At 72.1% G+C, this 14676-nt stretch carries 8 protein-coding genes; 6 read left to right on the top strand and 2 right to left on the bottom strand.

Annotated features, from left to right (window positions below):
- The first annotated feature begins 150 nt into the window (after nt 1-150).
- Both NAG42_RS35545 and NAG42_RS35540 read left to right on the top strand, forming a co-directional pair.
- Nucleotides 151-954, top strand: coding sequence for an Fpg/Nei family DNA glycosylase (locus NAG42_RS35545; RefSeq protein WP_250036441.1), 804 nt, complete (start codon nt 151-153; stop codon nt 952-954).
- A 126-nt stretch (nt 955-1080) separates the two neighbouring features.
- Nucleotides 1081-2709, top strand: coding sequence for a methyl-accepting chemotaxis protein (locus tag NAG42_RS35540; RefSeq protein WP_250036440.1), 1629 nt, complete (start codon nt 1081-1083; stop codon nt 2707-2709).
- Between the two features lie 7 nt (nt 2710-2716).
- Here the strand turns inward: NAG42_RS35540 and NAG42_RS35535 are convergent, their stop codons facing one another.
- Nucleotides 2717-4981, bottom strand: a complete 2265-nt coding sequence (locus tag NAG42_RS35535; protein ID WP_250036439.1) for a putative bifunctional diguanylate cyclase/phosphodiesterase — start codon at nt 4979-4981, stop codon at nt 2717-2719.
- A 190-nt stretch (nt 4982-5171) separates the two neighbouring features.
- Here NAG42_RS35535 and lon point away from each other — a divergent pair, with 190 nt between their 5' ends.
- A complete protein-coding gene (gene lon, locus NAG42_RS35530) occupies nt 5172-7424 on the top strand; it encodes an endopeptidase La (RefSeq protein ID WP_250036746.1) in 2253 nt (750 codons plus the stop codon).
- Between the two features lie 24 nt (nt 7425-7448).
- Here the strand turns inward: lon and NAG42_RS35525 are convergent, their stop codons facing one another.
- Nucleotides 7449-8255, bottom strand: coding sequence for a helix-turn-helix domain-containing protein (locus NAG42_RS35525; RefSeq protein ID WP_250036438.1), 807 nt, complete (start codon nt 8253-8255; stop codon nt 7449-7451).
- A gap of 96 nt (nt 8256-8351) precedes the next feature.
- Between NAG42_RS35525 and NAG42_RS35520 the strand changes: the two genes are divergently transcribed.
- The 3 genes from NAG42_RS35520 to NAG42_RS35510 all read left to right on the top strand — a co-directional run bounded on the left by NAG42_RS35520 (nt 8352) and on the right by NAG42_RS35510 (nt 14674).
- Entirely contained in the window at nt 8352-9206 is an 855-nt protein-coding gene (locus NAG42_RS35520; RefSeq protein WP_250036437.1) for a serine/threonine-protein kinase, read from the top strand.
- Between the two features lie 771 nt (nt 9207-9977).
- A complete protein-coding gene (locus NAG42_RS35515; RefSeq protein WP_250036436.1) occupies nt 9978-11396 on the top strand; it encodes a tetratricopeptide repeat protein in 1419 nt (472 codons plus the stop codon).
- Between the two features lie 5 nt (nt 11397-11401).
- A complete protein-coding gene (locus tag NAG42_RS35510) occupies nt 11402-14674 on the top strand; it encodes an ATP-binding cassette domain-containing protein (protein WP_250036435.1) in 3273 nt (1090 codons plus the stop codon).
- Nucleotides 14675-14676 lie beyond the last annotated feature (2 nt).

The following is a 14676-nucleotide window of genomic DNA, read 5'->3' as shown; positions in this document are numbered from 1 at the left end:
AGCCGCGGGCGCCTCGTCACGCGACATCCGGGTGCGTGCGAGCATCGATCTGCCCGGCGACCCCGCTCGCCAGTGACGAAGCGCTGCCGAAGCGCTGCCGAGGCGCTGACGCGGGACACGCCCCGGGCCACCACCGAGCCGGGAGGAACTGTGCCGGAGCTGCCAGAGGTCGAGTCGGCCCGGGCCGTCATCGAGCGGTCGGGGCTGGACCGCAAGATCGTCGACGTGGACGACTCCGACACCTATGTCTGCCGGCCGCACCGGCCGGGGCAGATCCGGGACGCGCTGGTCGGGCGTAGCCTCGTGGCGGCGCACCGGCGGGGTAAGAGCATGTGGTGCGACACCAGCGACGGCGGGCCCGAGCTGGGCATCCACCTCGGCATGTCCGGCAAGATCGTGATCGCCGACCCGGACGGTGCGGAGACCGACGGCGGTGACTACTGGGAGGGCCGCCGCCGGCCCGGGGACCACCGGTGGTCGCGGTTCGCGCTGAGCTTCGCCGACGGGGGCCGGCTGCTGCTGGTCGACCCGCGCCGGCTGGGCCGCGTCCGCCTCGATCCGCCGGTCGAGTCGCTGGGTCCGGACGCGGCCACGATCACCCCGGCCCGCTTCCGGGCGGCGCTGGCTTTCGGTACCGCTCCGGTCAAGGCGCGCCTGCTCGATCAGGACGCCGTCGCCGGCATCGGCAACCTGCTGGCCGACGAGATCCTGTGGTCGGCCCGGATCAACCCGGGGCGTCACGTCGACCGGCTCACCGCCGACGACGTCGACCGCCTGCTGCGGGCCACCCGCCGGGCGGTGCGCTCGGCGATCAGGGACGGCGGCGTGCACACGCTGAGGCTGATCCCGTTCCGGGCGGCGGGCGGACGCTGCCCCCGCGACGGCGCTCCGATGGTCAAGAGCACGGTCGGCGGGCGGACGAGCTGGTGGTGCAGCGTCGAGCAGGCGTTGTAGGGCGTATCCGGTGGTTCCGCGGGATCCACCGGATACGCCTTGACAAATCGGCTCAGTGGTTTCCCGGCTCGGCCGAACGGCAGGGTAGGCACTGCCGACGGTGCCGCGTCGACGGCAGGAGACCACATGAACGGGCCAGCGAGCACCTCCCGGGCCGGCAGTCGCCTCGACAACCTGGGGGTCGGTGCCAAGGTCATCGTGGCGGTGGCCGTGGTCGCCGTGGTGGCGCTGGGGACGGCCGGGGTGGCCTGGGCGCGGCTCGGCTCGCTGGACGACCGCATCCAGGGTCTGAAGGCCGAGAACCTGACCCGGCTGGACGCGCTGGTCGGCGTGCAGAACGGCATGGCCGACATGTACCGGGGACTCTTCCTCTACCAGGGCGCTCAGACGGCGGCCCAGAAGGACCAGTACGAAGAGGAGGCCAAGGCCGGGCAGGCCGTCCTGGACGCGGCCGGCGACCGATACGTGGCCGCGCCGGACGACTCCGACACCTGGAGGACGCAGACCGCGGCCTTCGGCGGTGCCTGGGCGCAGTACAAGGCGCTGGTCAACCTCCTGCTCTTCAAGGACGCGCCGCCCGCCGGGATCGACCTGCCGGCCTCCCTGGCCGACCAGTACACGCTGTGGGGCAACGCCGAGAAGACGATGAACACGGCCATCGACCAGCTGATGACCCTGGAGCGCTCGGAGGCGATGCGCAACAGCACCGAGGCCCACGACGAGGCCACCGGCGCTCGCCGGACGATCATCCTGCTGGTCCTGGCCGGCGTGCTCCTCTCGGTGGCGCTGGCCGTCCTGATCGGCCGCAACATCTCGCGCCGGCTGGCCGGCGTCCGGACTGTGCTCGACGCGGTGGCCGACGGTGATCTCACCCATCAGGCCGCCGTCACGGGCCGCGACGAGGTCGGGATGATGGGCGGCGCGGTGAACCGGGCCACGGCCTCGATCCGGGAGACCGTCACCGCCCTCGGCGACTCCTCGCACCTGCTGGCCGAGTCGTCGCGACAGCTGTCCGAGTCGTCGGCGGCCATCGCGAGCAACGCGAGCGAGACCTCGGCGCAGACCAGTCTGCTGGCGTCGGCCTCCGAGGACGTCTCGCGCAGCGTGCAGACGGTGGCCGCGGGCACCGAGGAGATGGGTTCGGCGATCCGGGAGATCTCCCAGTCGGCCAACGACGCCGCCGGCGTCGCGTCCCAGGCGGTCACCGAGGCGGCCGCCACCAACGCGACGGTGGCCAAGCTGGGTACCTCGTCGGCCGAGATCGGCAACGTGGTCCGGGTGATCACCGCCATCGCCGAGCAGACCAACCTGCTGGCTCTCAACGCCACCATCGAGTCGGCTCGCGCGGGCGAGGCCGGTAAGGGCTTCGCCGTCGTGGCCAACGAGGTCAAGGAGCTGGCCCAGGAGACGGCCAAGGCGACCGGGGACATCTCTCAGCGGGTGGAGGCGATCCAGGCCGACACCGACGGCGCGGTGGCCGCGATCGGGCGGATCTCGTCGATCATCGCCCAGATCAACGACTATCAGATGACCATCGCCTCGGCCGTCGAGGAGCAGACCGCCACGACCAACGAGATGAGCCGGTCGATCGGCGAGGCCTCGACCGGATCGGCCGGCATCGCCGACAACATCGCCGCCGTGGCCGGTGCCGCGCGGACGACGACCGCCACGGTGGCCGAGACGCAGCGCTCCGCTCAGGAGCTGGCCCGGATGTCCACCGAGCTCCAGTCCGTGGTGGCCCGGTTCCGGGTGTGACGGCCGATCATCGGACGGCGAGCCCGGGGTCGAGGCGGCTGTGCAGGCGGCCGCGCAGGTCGGCCGCGCTCATCGGGCGGGCGAAGAGGAATCCCTGGGCGCGTTCGTAGCCCAGCTCGGTCAGGCGGGTGGCCTGCTCCGGGGTCTCCACCCCCTCGGCCACCGCCTGCAGCCCGAACGCGCGGGCCATCTGCACCACCGCGTCGGCGATCGCGTCCGAGCCGCCGTCCGGCACGAACGAGCGGTCCAGCTTGATCTGCTGCACCGGGCAGGTGGCGAGCAGGGTGAGCGTGGACGCGCCGGTGCCGAAGTCGTCCAGCGACAGCTTGACGCCCAGCTCGCGCAGACCGCGCAGGTTCTCGCCGGTCGCCCCGCCGCCGACGGCGACCGACTCGGTGATCTCCACGGTCAGCCGGTGGGCCGGCAGGCCGCTGTCGCGCAGCGCGGCCGCCACCACGGCCGGGAAACCGGCCTCGCGCAGTTGCCGGGCCGACACGTTGACCGACACCGTCAGCTCGTCGGGCCAAGTTGCCGCCTCGCGGGTCGCGGCGCGCAGCACCCAGGTGCCGAGCGGGACGATCAGCCCGGACTGCTCGGCGGCGTCGATGAAGGCGCCCGGGCCGAGCAGCCCGTCGGCCGGATGCTGCCAGCGCACCAGCGCCTCGGCCCCGGTGATCCGGCCGTCCGGCAGCGTCACCACCGGCTGGAAGAACACGACCAGCTGATCCTCGAGGATCGCCGTGCGCAGGGCGGCCACCTGCCGGCTGCGCTCGGCGCCGCGGGCCTCCATGCCCGGGCGGTACCGCTCGTAGCCGCCCTCGCCGCGCCCCTTGGCCTCGTACATCGCGATGTCGGCCTGGCGGAGCAGGTCACCGGCGTCGTCCCCGCCGCGGCCGTCGACCACGCCGAAGCTGGCCCGGACCGTCATCGGCTCGCCGTCGATCAGGGCCGGCTCGAGCAGGGCGGCCGCGATCCGGGTCAGCGCCAGATCGACCTCGGCCCCGGCGACTCCGGAGAAGAGGATGGCGAACTCGTCGCCGCCCAGCCGGGCCACCATGTCCTCCGGCCGCACGCTGACCCGCATCCGCTCGGCCACGTGGACCAGCAGGGCGTCGCCGGTGGCGTGCCCGAGGGTGTCGTTGACGAGCTTGAAGTCGTCCAGGTCGACCAGCACGACGCTGACCGGCCGGTCGGGGCCGGCGGCGGCCAGGGCGGCGGCGACCCGGTCGCCGAACAGCGCCCGGTTGGCCAGGCCGGTCAGCATGTCGTGGCTGGCCTCGTAGCTGAGCCGGTGCTGGAGAGCGTCGTTCTGCCGGAAGGTGATCAGCTGACGGATGGCCACGAGCGTGGTGAGGGTGACGGCGACCCCGTCGATCAGCATGCCGTTCCCGACCGACCACACGTTGTGATAAACGACCATGGCGTCGACCGCGGCGATGCCCACGTACGGCATCAGGCTGTAACCGCGCGGCGCCCGCTCGCGCCGCTCACCGGCCGCGGTGTCCACCACCTGCACGCGCGCGCCGGCCGCGGCGGCGTAGGCGGCCACGGGCAGCACCAGCACCAGCAGGTTGCCGTCGGGCTGGCTGGGGTGCAGGAAGCTGATCGCCGAGCCCAGCCCGCCGATCAGGGCCGACGCGCCGATCCAGTAGAGCCCGCGCCGGGCGAACGAGTCGACCCCGGCCAGCACCACCTTCGCGGCCAGATAGACGCCGTTGAGACCGGCGCCCATGATGACGGCCGCGGCGAGCACCCGGGGCACGGTGACCCGGCCGTCGGCGAATTGCCCGGATGCGGCGAAGTGCCAGATCAGCAGGCCGGCGGCCGAGGTGAGCGTGCCCAGGTCGAGCCAGACCCCCGTTCTGCGGGCCCGGCTGCGGGCACTGAACGGCAGACCGACCAGGGGAGCGGTGAGCACGATGCCGCCCAGGACGTGCAGCACCACCGAGGCCGGGGTCAGCCAGCCACCGGCGCCCAGCTCGGAGAGGATGCGCAGCACCGCGACGCCGACGAACAGCGAGGCGCCGGCCCGGACGGTCAGCCAGTAGCGCCGGACGACCGGCGTGGAGGCCGGGTCGGTCTGCGCCCGCCGGCAGAGCAGCAGGGTGGGAATGATGACCGCGATCATCAGCAACCAGTTCACCGGCGCCGGCCACAGCGGGCCGGTGTGCTCCTGCACCAGGAACGCGGCGACATCGACGATCAGCAACCCCGTGACGGCCTGGAACGCCCGATCGGCGAAGAGCGGCGGACGTCCGGGCGTGGTGGGCATGCCCATCCCTATCGACGCGGCCACCGCCGAGGTGAGGAACCGGCCCGGACAGTTTCGCCTCCAGTGAACGCCGGAAGAGAGCGGGAACCCGGTGGGTTGAGCCCGGCATACTCAACTTTCTCGGAGGTACCGAGTGACCAGCAAACGACTTCCCGTGTTGTTCCTTGACGACATCGTCCTGCTCCCGGGCATGGTCGTTCCGGTCGAGCTGGACGAGGCGGCCCAGGCGGCCGTCGACGCGGCCCGCACCGCGGCCGGCTCCGAGCTGCTCATCGCGCCCCGGCTCGAGGACCGCTACGCGTCCCACGGCGTCGTGGCGAGCGTCAAGCAGGTCGGCAAGTCCCGCGGCGGGACGCCCGCCGCCGTGTTGCGCACCGGCGAGCGTGCCCGCATCGGCAGCGGCGTGACCGGCCCGGGGGCGGCGCTCTGGGTCGAGGCCGAGCCGGTGGCGACCACCGCGCCGACCGAGCACGCCCGCGAGCTCGCCGCCGAATACAAGAAGCTCGTCGTCACGGTGCTCCAGCGTCGTGAGGCGTGGCAGGTCATCGACTCGGTCAGTGCCATCGACGACCCCGGCGACCTGGCCGACACCGCGGGCTGGGCTCCCTACCTGCCCAACGACCGCAAGCGCGAGCTGCTGGAGACCCCGGACGTCGAGGCCCGCCTGCGGCTGCTGATCGAGTGGACCCAGGACTACCTGGCCGAGTCCGAGGTCAGCGACAAGATCGAGAGTGACGTCCGCGAGTCGGTCGAGAAGCGCAACCGCGAGTACCTGCTGCGCGAGCAGCTCAAGGCCATCCGCAAGGAGCTCGGCGAGGGCGAGGCCGACGACAACGACGACTACCGCGCCCGGGTCGAGGGCGCCGACCTGCCCGAGGCCGTCCGCGAGGCCGCCCTGCGCGAGGTCGGCAAGCTCGAGCGGGCCGGCGACCAGAACCCCGAGGCGGGCTGGATCCGCACCTGGCTGGACACGGTCCTCGACCTGCCCTGGAACGTCCGCACGGACGACAACACCGACCTCGTCGCGGCCCGGGCGGTGCTCGACACCGACCACCACGGCCTGGACGAGGTCAAGGAGCGCATCGTCGAATACCTCGGCGTCCGCGCCCGCCGCGAGTCCCGGGGCCTGTCGGTTGTCGGCGGCCGTGGCTCCGGTGCCGTGATCCTGCTGGCCGGGCCGCCCGGAGTCGGCAAGACCTCGCTGGGCGAGTCGGTCGCCCGCACGCTCGGCCGCAAGTTCGTCCGGGTCGCCCTGGGCGGCGTACGGGACGAGGCCGAGATCCGCGGACACCGCCGCACCTACGTCGGGGCGCTGCCCGGGCGCATCGTGCGGGCCATCCGCGAGTCGGGTTCGATGAACCCGGTCGTCCTGCTCGACGAGGTGGACAAGGTCGGCAGCGACTACCGCGGTGACCCCGCCGCGGCACTGCTGGAGGTGCTGGACCCGGCGCAGAACCACACGTTCCGCGACCACTACCTCGACCTGGACCTGGACCTGTCCGACGTGTTGTTCATCGCCACGGCGAACGTCCTCGACACGATCCCGCAGGCGTTGTTCGACCGGATGGAGCTCATCTCGATCGACGGCTACACCGAGAGCGACAAGGTGGCCATCGCCCGCGACTTCCTCGTGCCCCGGCAGCTCTCGCGCGCCGCGCTGTCCGAGGGCGAGGTGACGGTCACCGAGGACGCGTTGCGGGAGATCGCCGCCAACTACACCCGCGAGGCCGGCGTACGGTCGATGGAGCGGTTGCTGGCGAAGGCGTTCCGCAAGGCCGCCCTCAAAGAGCTGCCCGCCACCGTCGAGGTCGCCGACCTGAAAGACCTGATCGGCCGGCCGCGGTTCACCCCCGAGTCGTCCGAGCGCACCGCCGTCCCTGGCGTGGCGACGGGTCTGGCCGTCACCGGGATGGGCGGCGACGTGCTCTTCATCGAGGCGTCCCTGCTGCCCGGTGACAAGGGCGGGCTGTCGGTCACCGGCCAGCTCGGCGAGGTGATGAAGGAGTCGGCCCAGATCGCACTCTCCTACGTGCGGGCCCACGCCGAGGAGCTCGGCATCTCGCCGGAGCAGCTCGACCACCCGATCCACTTGCACGTGCCCGCGGGCGCCGTGCCCAAGGACGGTCCGTCGGCCGGCGTCACGATGACCACCGCACTGGTCTCGCTGCTGCTCGGCCGCAACGTGCGGGCCGAGGTCGGGATGACCGGTGAGGTCTCGCTGACCGGGCGGGTCCTGCCGATCGGCGGCGTCAAGCAGAAGCTGCTGGCCGCCCAGCGCGCCGGGCTCACCGAGGTGTTCGTCCCGCAGCGCAACGAGCCGGATCTCGACGACGTCCCGGCCGATGTGCTGGCCGCACTGACCGTGCACGTCGTGGCCGACGTACGGGAGATCCTGAGCACCGCCCTGGAGCCCGTGTCGACCGGTCTGGTCGCGGCGGCCTGACGCGTCCCGGGGCGACGGCTGAGATCAGCCGTCGCCCCGGGCGCCTCCGGAAAGGCAGGCCGTTGTCGCCGATCCGCCACCGGCCGGGGACTCGACGGTGACCACGATCTCGACCGGGCCCGGCTCGACCAGCAGGATGTCGCCGTAGACGGCCTGGCCGTCGAACGTCGCGGTGAACGGACGACCGACCGTGCCGGTGGCCGGCCGCCGGGCCACGATCGTGATCGTGGCATCCATGCGCAGATAGAGCATCCGGTCGCTCGGGACGAAACGTCCCCAGGACGCCTGGTGGGCCGGTGAGTGCCGCAGCTCGGCCACCCCGAGCAGTTCCTGACGGGCCGTGTGCACCTCGACCCGGTCGAGGGTCCGGACGGCGGCCGGGTCGGCCGCACACCCGCAGCGCTTGGGGTCGGCATTGTCGGCGACCGGCTCGTCACGGCCCACGAAGCGGGGTGTGCCGCCGGGCTCGAGATCGACCCGCGCCTCGGAGTCGATCGTCGGCGGCGCGGGCGAGAGCCCCAGCGCGATGCGCGCCGCCCGCCACCGCTCGCGCCAGTCCTCCACATCGCCGTCGCAGGCCCGGACGAAGCCGCTGGTCACCTCCCACGTCGGGAGTCGTTGCCCACTCGCGGCGGCGGACAGGCTCGCCTTCGAACAGAGCGCCCGCGGGGCCAGCTCACGGTAGGTGGGATCGCCGGCCTGGTGACGCAGGGCTCGCAGCGCCTCGGCGAACCGCAGCACCGGGGCCGGGGCGGCGGGATCGAACGAGCGCTCGGGCCGGGCCTTCGGACGTCCCCTCGTACGAGAATTGTCCAGGTATTGATTGTCCAAGCCGCCGCTCGTTTCGGCCAATGCCCGAGCCTGCCAGTCTGGCCGCATGGCGCGAGACGGATCGGCGACCCGGAGCGACGGCTAGTGTCCCGGCCGATGCCGCTGACCGAGGCCGACCCGCCGCGGGTGGGACCGTATCGGCTGGTCGGCCGGATCGGGCGCGGCGGACAGGCAACCGTCTATCTGGGAATCGACACGACCGGCGGTGGGACCGACGCCGCCGTCAAGGTGCTGCACGCCGACCTGGCCCACGAGCCGCGGCAGAAGGACGGCCTGCGGCGTGAACTGGCCAACGCCAGCAAGGTCGCCGCCGGGGTCACCGCGAAGATCCTGAAGTTCGAACTGGACGGCCGGCTGCCCTACATCGCCAGCGAGGACATCGAGGGATCCACGCTGAGCGAAACCGTGCGGGACAAAGGTGCGCTGACCGGGGGCGTGCTGAGCAGCGTGGCGATGCAGACGATGCTGTCACTCGAGGCCATCCACGTCGCTGGAGTGGTCCACTGCGACTTCAAGCCGGACAACGTCATCCTCAGCCCGCACGGGCCCCGGGTGATCGACTTCGGCATCGCGATGGCGCTGGAGTCGACCCACCGGATCGGGGAGATCGCCGGGACCTATCACTACATGGCCCCGGAGCAGATCGCCAACGCCCGGCTGACCGCCGCGGTCGACCTCTTCGCCTACGAGAGCGTGCCGGTGATGACCTCGTCCGGCCGGCCACAAGCGGACTGGACCGAGAACATCGAGAGCATCGACGGGTCGGCCCGGTGGTCCCAGGACGACGGCCGCACCGGCACTGTCATCTTCTACACGCTGACCGACCGGCACCAGGCGGCGATCTGGTGGGAGTCGGACACCGACCCGGTCGCCTGCGCGGCCTTCGGCGCCCGGGGCAGTCAGCAGGACCTGCTCGACGGCTTCCTGCGCCGCGGTTTCCACCTGGAGTGAAGGCCCCGAGCGGGCCGATGCCGAGCAGTGGAAAACCGGAGTGCGACTCGCCCTCACCCCCGCATTCCAGGAACCGAGAAGGACCGCGGGATCGCGCATGTCGATGCCGATCGAATCAGAAAGCGCACAGCCTCGGTCGGGGATCGTGAATGGTTTTCTCCGAGTGAGCACGCTCAAACGGGGAAGTGACCGTGCCCTTCCCCCGGATGGGCTGACGGTCGTCATGGCGCACGTGCGCCATCCCATTGACAACCGCGCGAATACTATGATCGTCTTCGATTGCTGGATCAGGAACCTCGTGATTCGACAAACATCACCGAATGGAGGTCATCGATGAATCCATCGCCCGTGACCACCGTCGGAGCGGTTGCCGGATTCGTTGTGAGCACGCGTTTTCAGCTCCGCCGCGCGTCAGTCCACTGTAGTGGAGATTTATTGAAAGACTCTTCACAAAACCGTTGCGCCGGCTCCGGTCCGGCCATATGTTCATAGCGGCCCGATCACCGACTGATCACCGGAGATCGAGGCTTCGGATACACGGGGAGGTGAAATCCATGAAGCTTTCCACTGGCGTCAACCGGCTGCCCAAGGTGTCTCCCGCTCTTCGTAGCGAGACCTACAAGCACTGCGAGTAAGAAACGAGATGGCGACGGCTCGAGCCGTCGCCATCTTTGTTTTCCATGGTCAGCGGAATGTGTGGGGACAATGAAAGTCACAGTGGACACGAGGGGTGGGATTCCGTTCGTCGTCGCCCGATCGATCGTGCGAGCGTTGCGAGGGACCCTCGACGTCGAGGGCCGCGACCTCCGATTCATCGACCATTCCGATGGTGGTGACGCCGGCAGCGGGAGCAGCCCGCTGAAGAGTCACCTGCGCTTCCGGAACAGGACGCGGTGCCTGGTCGGCATCCGTGGTCTCGCCGCCTCGATGGCGGCCCGGAGCCTGGTGGTGTCGGTCGAGGTCACCGGCCCTCTGCATGCCGGCGACGCCGACTTCCTCGAGGTGCTGCGGCAGCGCGGTGTGCTGAGCGTCGTGCTGTCCGGCGAGGCCGCGTCGGAAGCGAATCCCGCGGACGAGGACGACGTCGTCCAGGGAGACGCCGCCTGGATCGCCGGCCTCGAGCTCGACGACGCGGGCTGGCTCGAGGCCCGCCGCCGGATCTCCCGTTACCTGCGGTGCGGCGACTCCTGGACCGCGCGATGGCTGCTGGAGATCGCGCTGCGGCGCGGCTCGCGTCCACCGGTCGAGGTGCTCGACCTGTGCGGATTGATCTATCAACTGCAGGAGCTGCCCGAGCCGGCCGCGTACTTCTTCGGCGAGGCCGTCCGTTCCCGGGGCCGCTACGGCGCCAGTGCCGCCAACAGCTTGGCGATGTCCTTCGCCCGCCACCTGCCCCGGGCGTTGCGCGACCTGGAGCGGGCCGACCACTACCTGGACCTGGCCTTCGAGATCCTCGGCGAGGACCCCGACCCGGACGCGGTGGCCCTCGAGACCGCGCTGAACTGGAACTCCCGGGCCTATCTCCGGATGGTCGCGGGGCGTCCGGCCGAGGCACTGGAGGTGATGCGGGCCGCGGTGTGCTGGTTGCCGGCCGGGACCCGGGGCACCCAGGCGCACGCCGTCCTGGTGAACAACCTGGGCCGGCTCCTGCAGCGTTCCGAGCCGGCGTCGAGCGAGATCGAGCCGCTGCTGCGCGAGGCCACCGACGTCGAGCCCCAGCACCCGGAGTTCTGGCTGGACCTGGCGATGTACCTGGGCGACGCCGGCCGGTACGAGGAGGCGATGGCCGCCGCCACGTCGGCCGACGCGCTCACCGGTTCGATCGCCGAGATCCCGGCCCTGCGCGGCTTTCTGCATTCCGCCGTCGGTGACCACGCCGCCGCGATCGCCGAGTACCGCCGATCCCTGCGGATCGACCCCACCAACGCCGACACGCTGGTGTCGGCCTGCCGGACTGCCGCGGCGGCCGAGGACTATCCCGAGGTGCTGCGGCTGTCCGGCGAGCGAGCCGGCGAGCTCGGCCCGGACGCCGCCGCCGACCTGGAGCTGCTGGTTCTCGAGGCCCGGTCGTTCGTGGAGGAGCTCTCCATGGCGGAACTGCGGGACGAACTGGACCGCCTGGCCCATCGGTTCCCGGAGTCGGAGAATGTCCGGGCCAGCCTCACCTCAGTCGAACAGGCAGCAGTTTGAAAGTGTTGCGGTACCTGGGACACGCCTACCGCCGAGCGTTCGTCGCGCCGTCGGAGTTGCGGGTGGCCGACGCGGGCGAGGCCGGGCTCGACTACTCCGCCGGTACGGAGGCGCTGGTCGACCTGACCGTCCGGCGGGGACTGGTCTTCGCGGTGCTGTGGACGCTGCGCCGGGCCATGCTGGGTTACCTGCTGTTCGGGGCGGTGCTGGTCACGGTCGCGGCGGCGGTGCCGCCGGCCATCACCCGGGCGGTGGCGGCGTTGTCGGCCGGGCGCAGCGCGTGGGGGCCGCTGACCGTCCTCTCGGTGCTGGCCGCCGGGTTCGCCCTGGCCCGGTGGGCCTTGACCTGGCGTGCCCGGGACCTGCAACTGCGGGCGTCGCTGCTGGTCCAGCGGGTGCTGTTCCACCGGCTGCAACGCGTCGACCCGGGCTGGCTGGTCGAGCAGGGGCGCTCCACCAGCTCGTACCTCATCACCTGGCCCGACCAGATCTCCCAGCTGGTGTTCCTGGCCGAGTTCGTCGTCTACGCCGTGCTCATCATGGTGCTGGCGGGCCAGCTGATCGCGACCTTCGGCCTGCTCGGCGCGGTGGTCATGGCGCTGGTCGCGGCGGCCACCTTCGCGCTGCGGCCGCTCGGCCGGGCCACCGTCCGGCTGGCCGTCGCCTACCTCGACCTCGACCACGGCCGGTCCCGGCTGGTCGACGACCTCGCCCGCCAGCGGCGCCAGGTGCGCCGGGCGCGGCTGCTCGTCCCGCTGACGCTGACCTTGCAGCGAGTGCGGGCACCGCAGCTCCGGCTGCTGCGACGCCGGGCCTGGCTGTCCGGCTCCTACGACGCGATCCTGGACAGCCTGCCGGTGCTGTTCGCGGCCGTCCTGCTCGCCGTGGCCCAGCTCAGCGGCGGCACTGTGGCGTCGGCGAAACTGGCCGCGGTGCTTGTCGCGAGCCGCATGATCGTCAGCGCCGTCGGCGAGAACCTGATCACCGCGCGCGTCGTGCAGAGCGGCAGCGAGCTGGCCCGCTCGGTCGACGAGCTGGTCCGGCAGGCACCGCCGATCGTTCCCGCGGGCACGCTGGCGGCCGGCGCGCTCCGCGTCGCCGGCATCGACGTCGCGCCGGGCACGCGCGTCGCGGTCACCGGGCCCGGCGCCGGGTCACTGCTCCGGACAATCGCGGACCAGGCCGACGTACGCGGGGGAAGCGTGCACTGGCTGGGCCGCGACCATCGGGCGTTCGACGGCACCGTCGCCGATGTCGTCACCCTCTGGTCGGGCGAGGTGTCCGATCAGCGGTACGCGGACGCCCTCGAGCGCAGCGGGCTGGCGGCCGAACTGGCCGCCCGGGACAGCGGCGACGCCACCCTGTTGTCCTCCTCGGCCCGGGTGCTCTCGGACGGGCAGTCGGTGCGCCTCGGCCTGGCCCAGGCACTCTGCCACGACAGCGACGTGCTGGTTCTCGACGACGTCTTCGCGCCGCTGGACCCGGCGAGTGCGTCCCGGATCGCCGAGCGGGTGCTGCGGCCGGCGAGCCCGCAGACCATCGTCTATTCGACCAGCCGCCCGGAACTGGTGAGCTGCGCCGATCTGATCCTGCAGGCCGAGGCAGGCACGGTCACCGCGTCGCGGCCGGCGGGCGTCCCCGCGTCGCGGACGGCGGGCGCCCCCGCGTCGCGGCCGGCGGCCGGACCGGCGGGACCGAAGGCCGACGACGTCCGCCGGCTGCCCCTGGATCGGCCGGCCACCGTGGTCGCGCCGGCTTTCGACAACCAGGACGATGCCCGCGTCACGTCGGTCGCCGCGCTCATGCGGATGATCTTCGGAGTGCCGCTCATCGTCCTGATGACGCTGGCCGCGGCGGCCGGCATCCTCGGCGAGCTGTTCCTGGTGGGATACACGCCCACCGCGTCGGCCGCCTGGACCTATGCCGGGGTGGCCGGCGTGGTGCTGGCCGCCTATCTGGTCCGCCACATCACCTCGTACCGTGCCTCGATCACCGCCGTCGACGGCCTGCACTCCCTGGTGACCGACCAGGTCGTCCGGCCCGGCGACCGGTCCGACCCGGCCGCCGTGGCCGGTCGTCTGGGGCGCGACTTCGCCACCGCCGAGTCGCAGGCCCCCCGGGTGCTCTCGATGGTCGCGATCGGCGTCACCTCGCTGTTGATCAGCGTCGCGGTCGTCGCCGCGGGCAACCTGATCACGGTGATCCCGTCGGCCCTGCTGTGCGGCGGGCTGGCCCTGGCCTACGTTCGCAGCCGGGCCGCCACCCAGGCCGCGCTGCGGTTGAGCGCCGCCGCCCGGGCTCCGCTGATGAACTTCGCCGTGGCCGCGGTCGGGTATCCCGGATTCCACCTGAACCCGTCGATCCGGGCGGCGCTGTTCGCCCGCTTCGACGACCTGGCCGCCCTGCGGGCCGCGTCGGCCCACCGGCTCCAGTGGGTGCGCCTGCGGCTGCTCCTGCTGGTCGAGCTGATCGGGGCCGGCTTCTTCCTGGCCTGCGCCTGGGCGGCCCCGCTGACCAGGGACGTCATCGCCCCCGCGGCGCTGGTCTACATCGCGTACTCGCTGAGCCAGCAGGTCGTCACTGTGGTCGAGCGGGCCCAGTCCGGCGAGGTGGCCTCCCGCCAGGTCGACCGGGTGCTGGCCCTGCTGCCGGCCGGCCGGCCGAGCCACCGCGACCTGATCCATCCGTCCCCGCCGGCCCCCGAGGCGACCGGGGTTCCCGGCCCGGTGGAGCTGCGTGACGTCGTGGTGGACACCGTGGAGGACAACCGCACCCCGGCCCCGCTGAGCGCGGTGCTGCCGGTCGGTTCGCTGACCTGGGTGGCCGGCCCGTCCGGCATCGGGAAGAGCTCGTTGCTGGAGACGATCGCCGGCTTCACACCGCCGCGGTCCGGAACGGTGGTCGCCCCGCCGGCGGTCTTCGTCGACAGCGACCTGCCCGATCTGTCGATCCCGGTGTCGGCGATGGGCCCGGGCCTGGACTGGATCTTCACCCTGACCGGCCGGCCGGCGCCCGGCCCGCAGACGCCGGTGAACCGCTTGCCGCCCGCCGACCGGCAGCTGGTGGCGATCGCCCGGGCGGTGCGGAGCGGGGCGCCGCTGATCCTGTTGGACGAGGCGACCTCCAGCCTGTCGGTGGCTGACGAGCGCGCTGTGCTCGGTGTGGTGCGGCGCCCCGGCCGTACGGTGATCGCCGTGTCCCATCGCCCCGACAACCAGGACCTGGCCGAGCAGGTGCTGAGCCTGACCCCGGCCCGCCTGAGCGACGCCACCGGCTGAGC

The organism is Paractinoplanes maris, assembly GCF_023544465.1.
Classification (GTDB): Bacteria; Actinomycetota; Actinomycetes; order Mycobacteriales; family Micromonosporaceae; genus Actinoplanes; species Actinoplanes maris.
The sequence above is the reverse complement of the archived record's forward strand: the minus strand, read 5'-3'. Positions and strand labels throughout refer to the sequence as shown.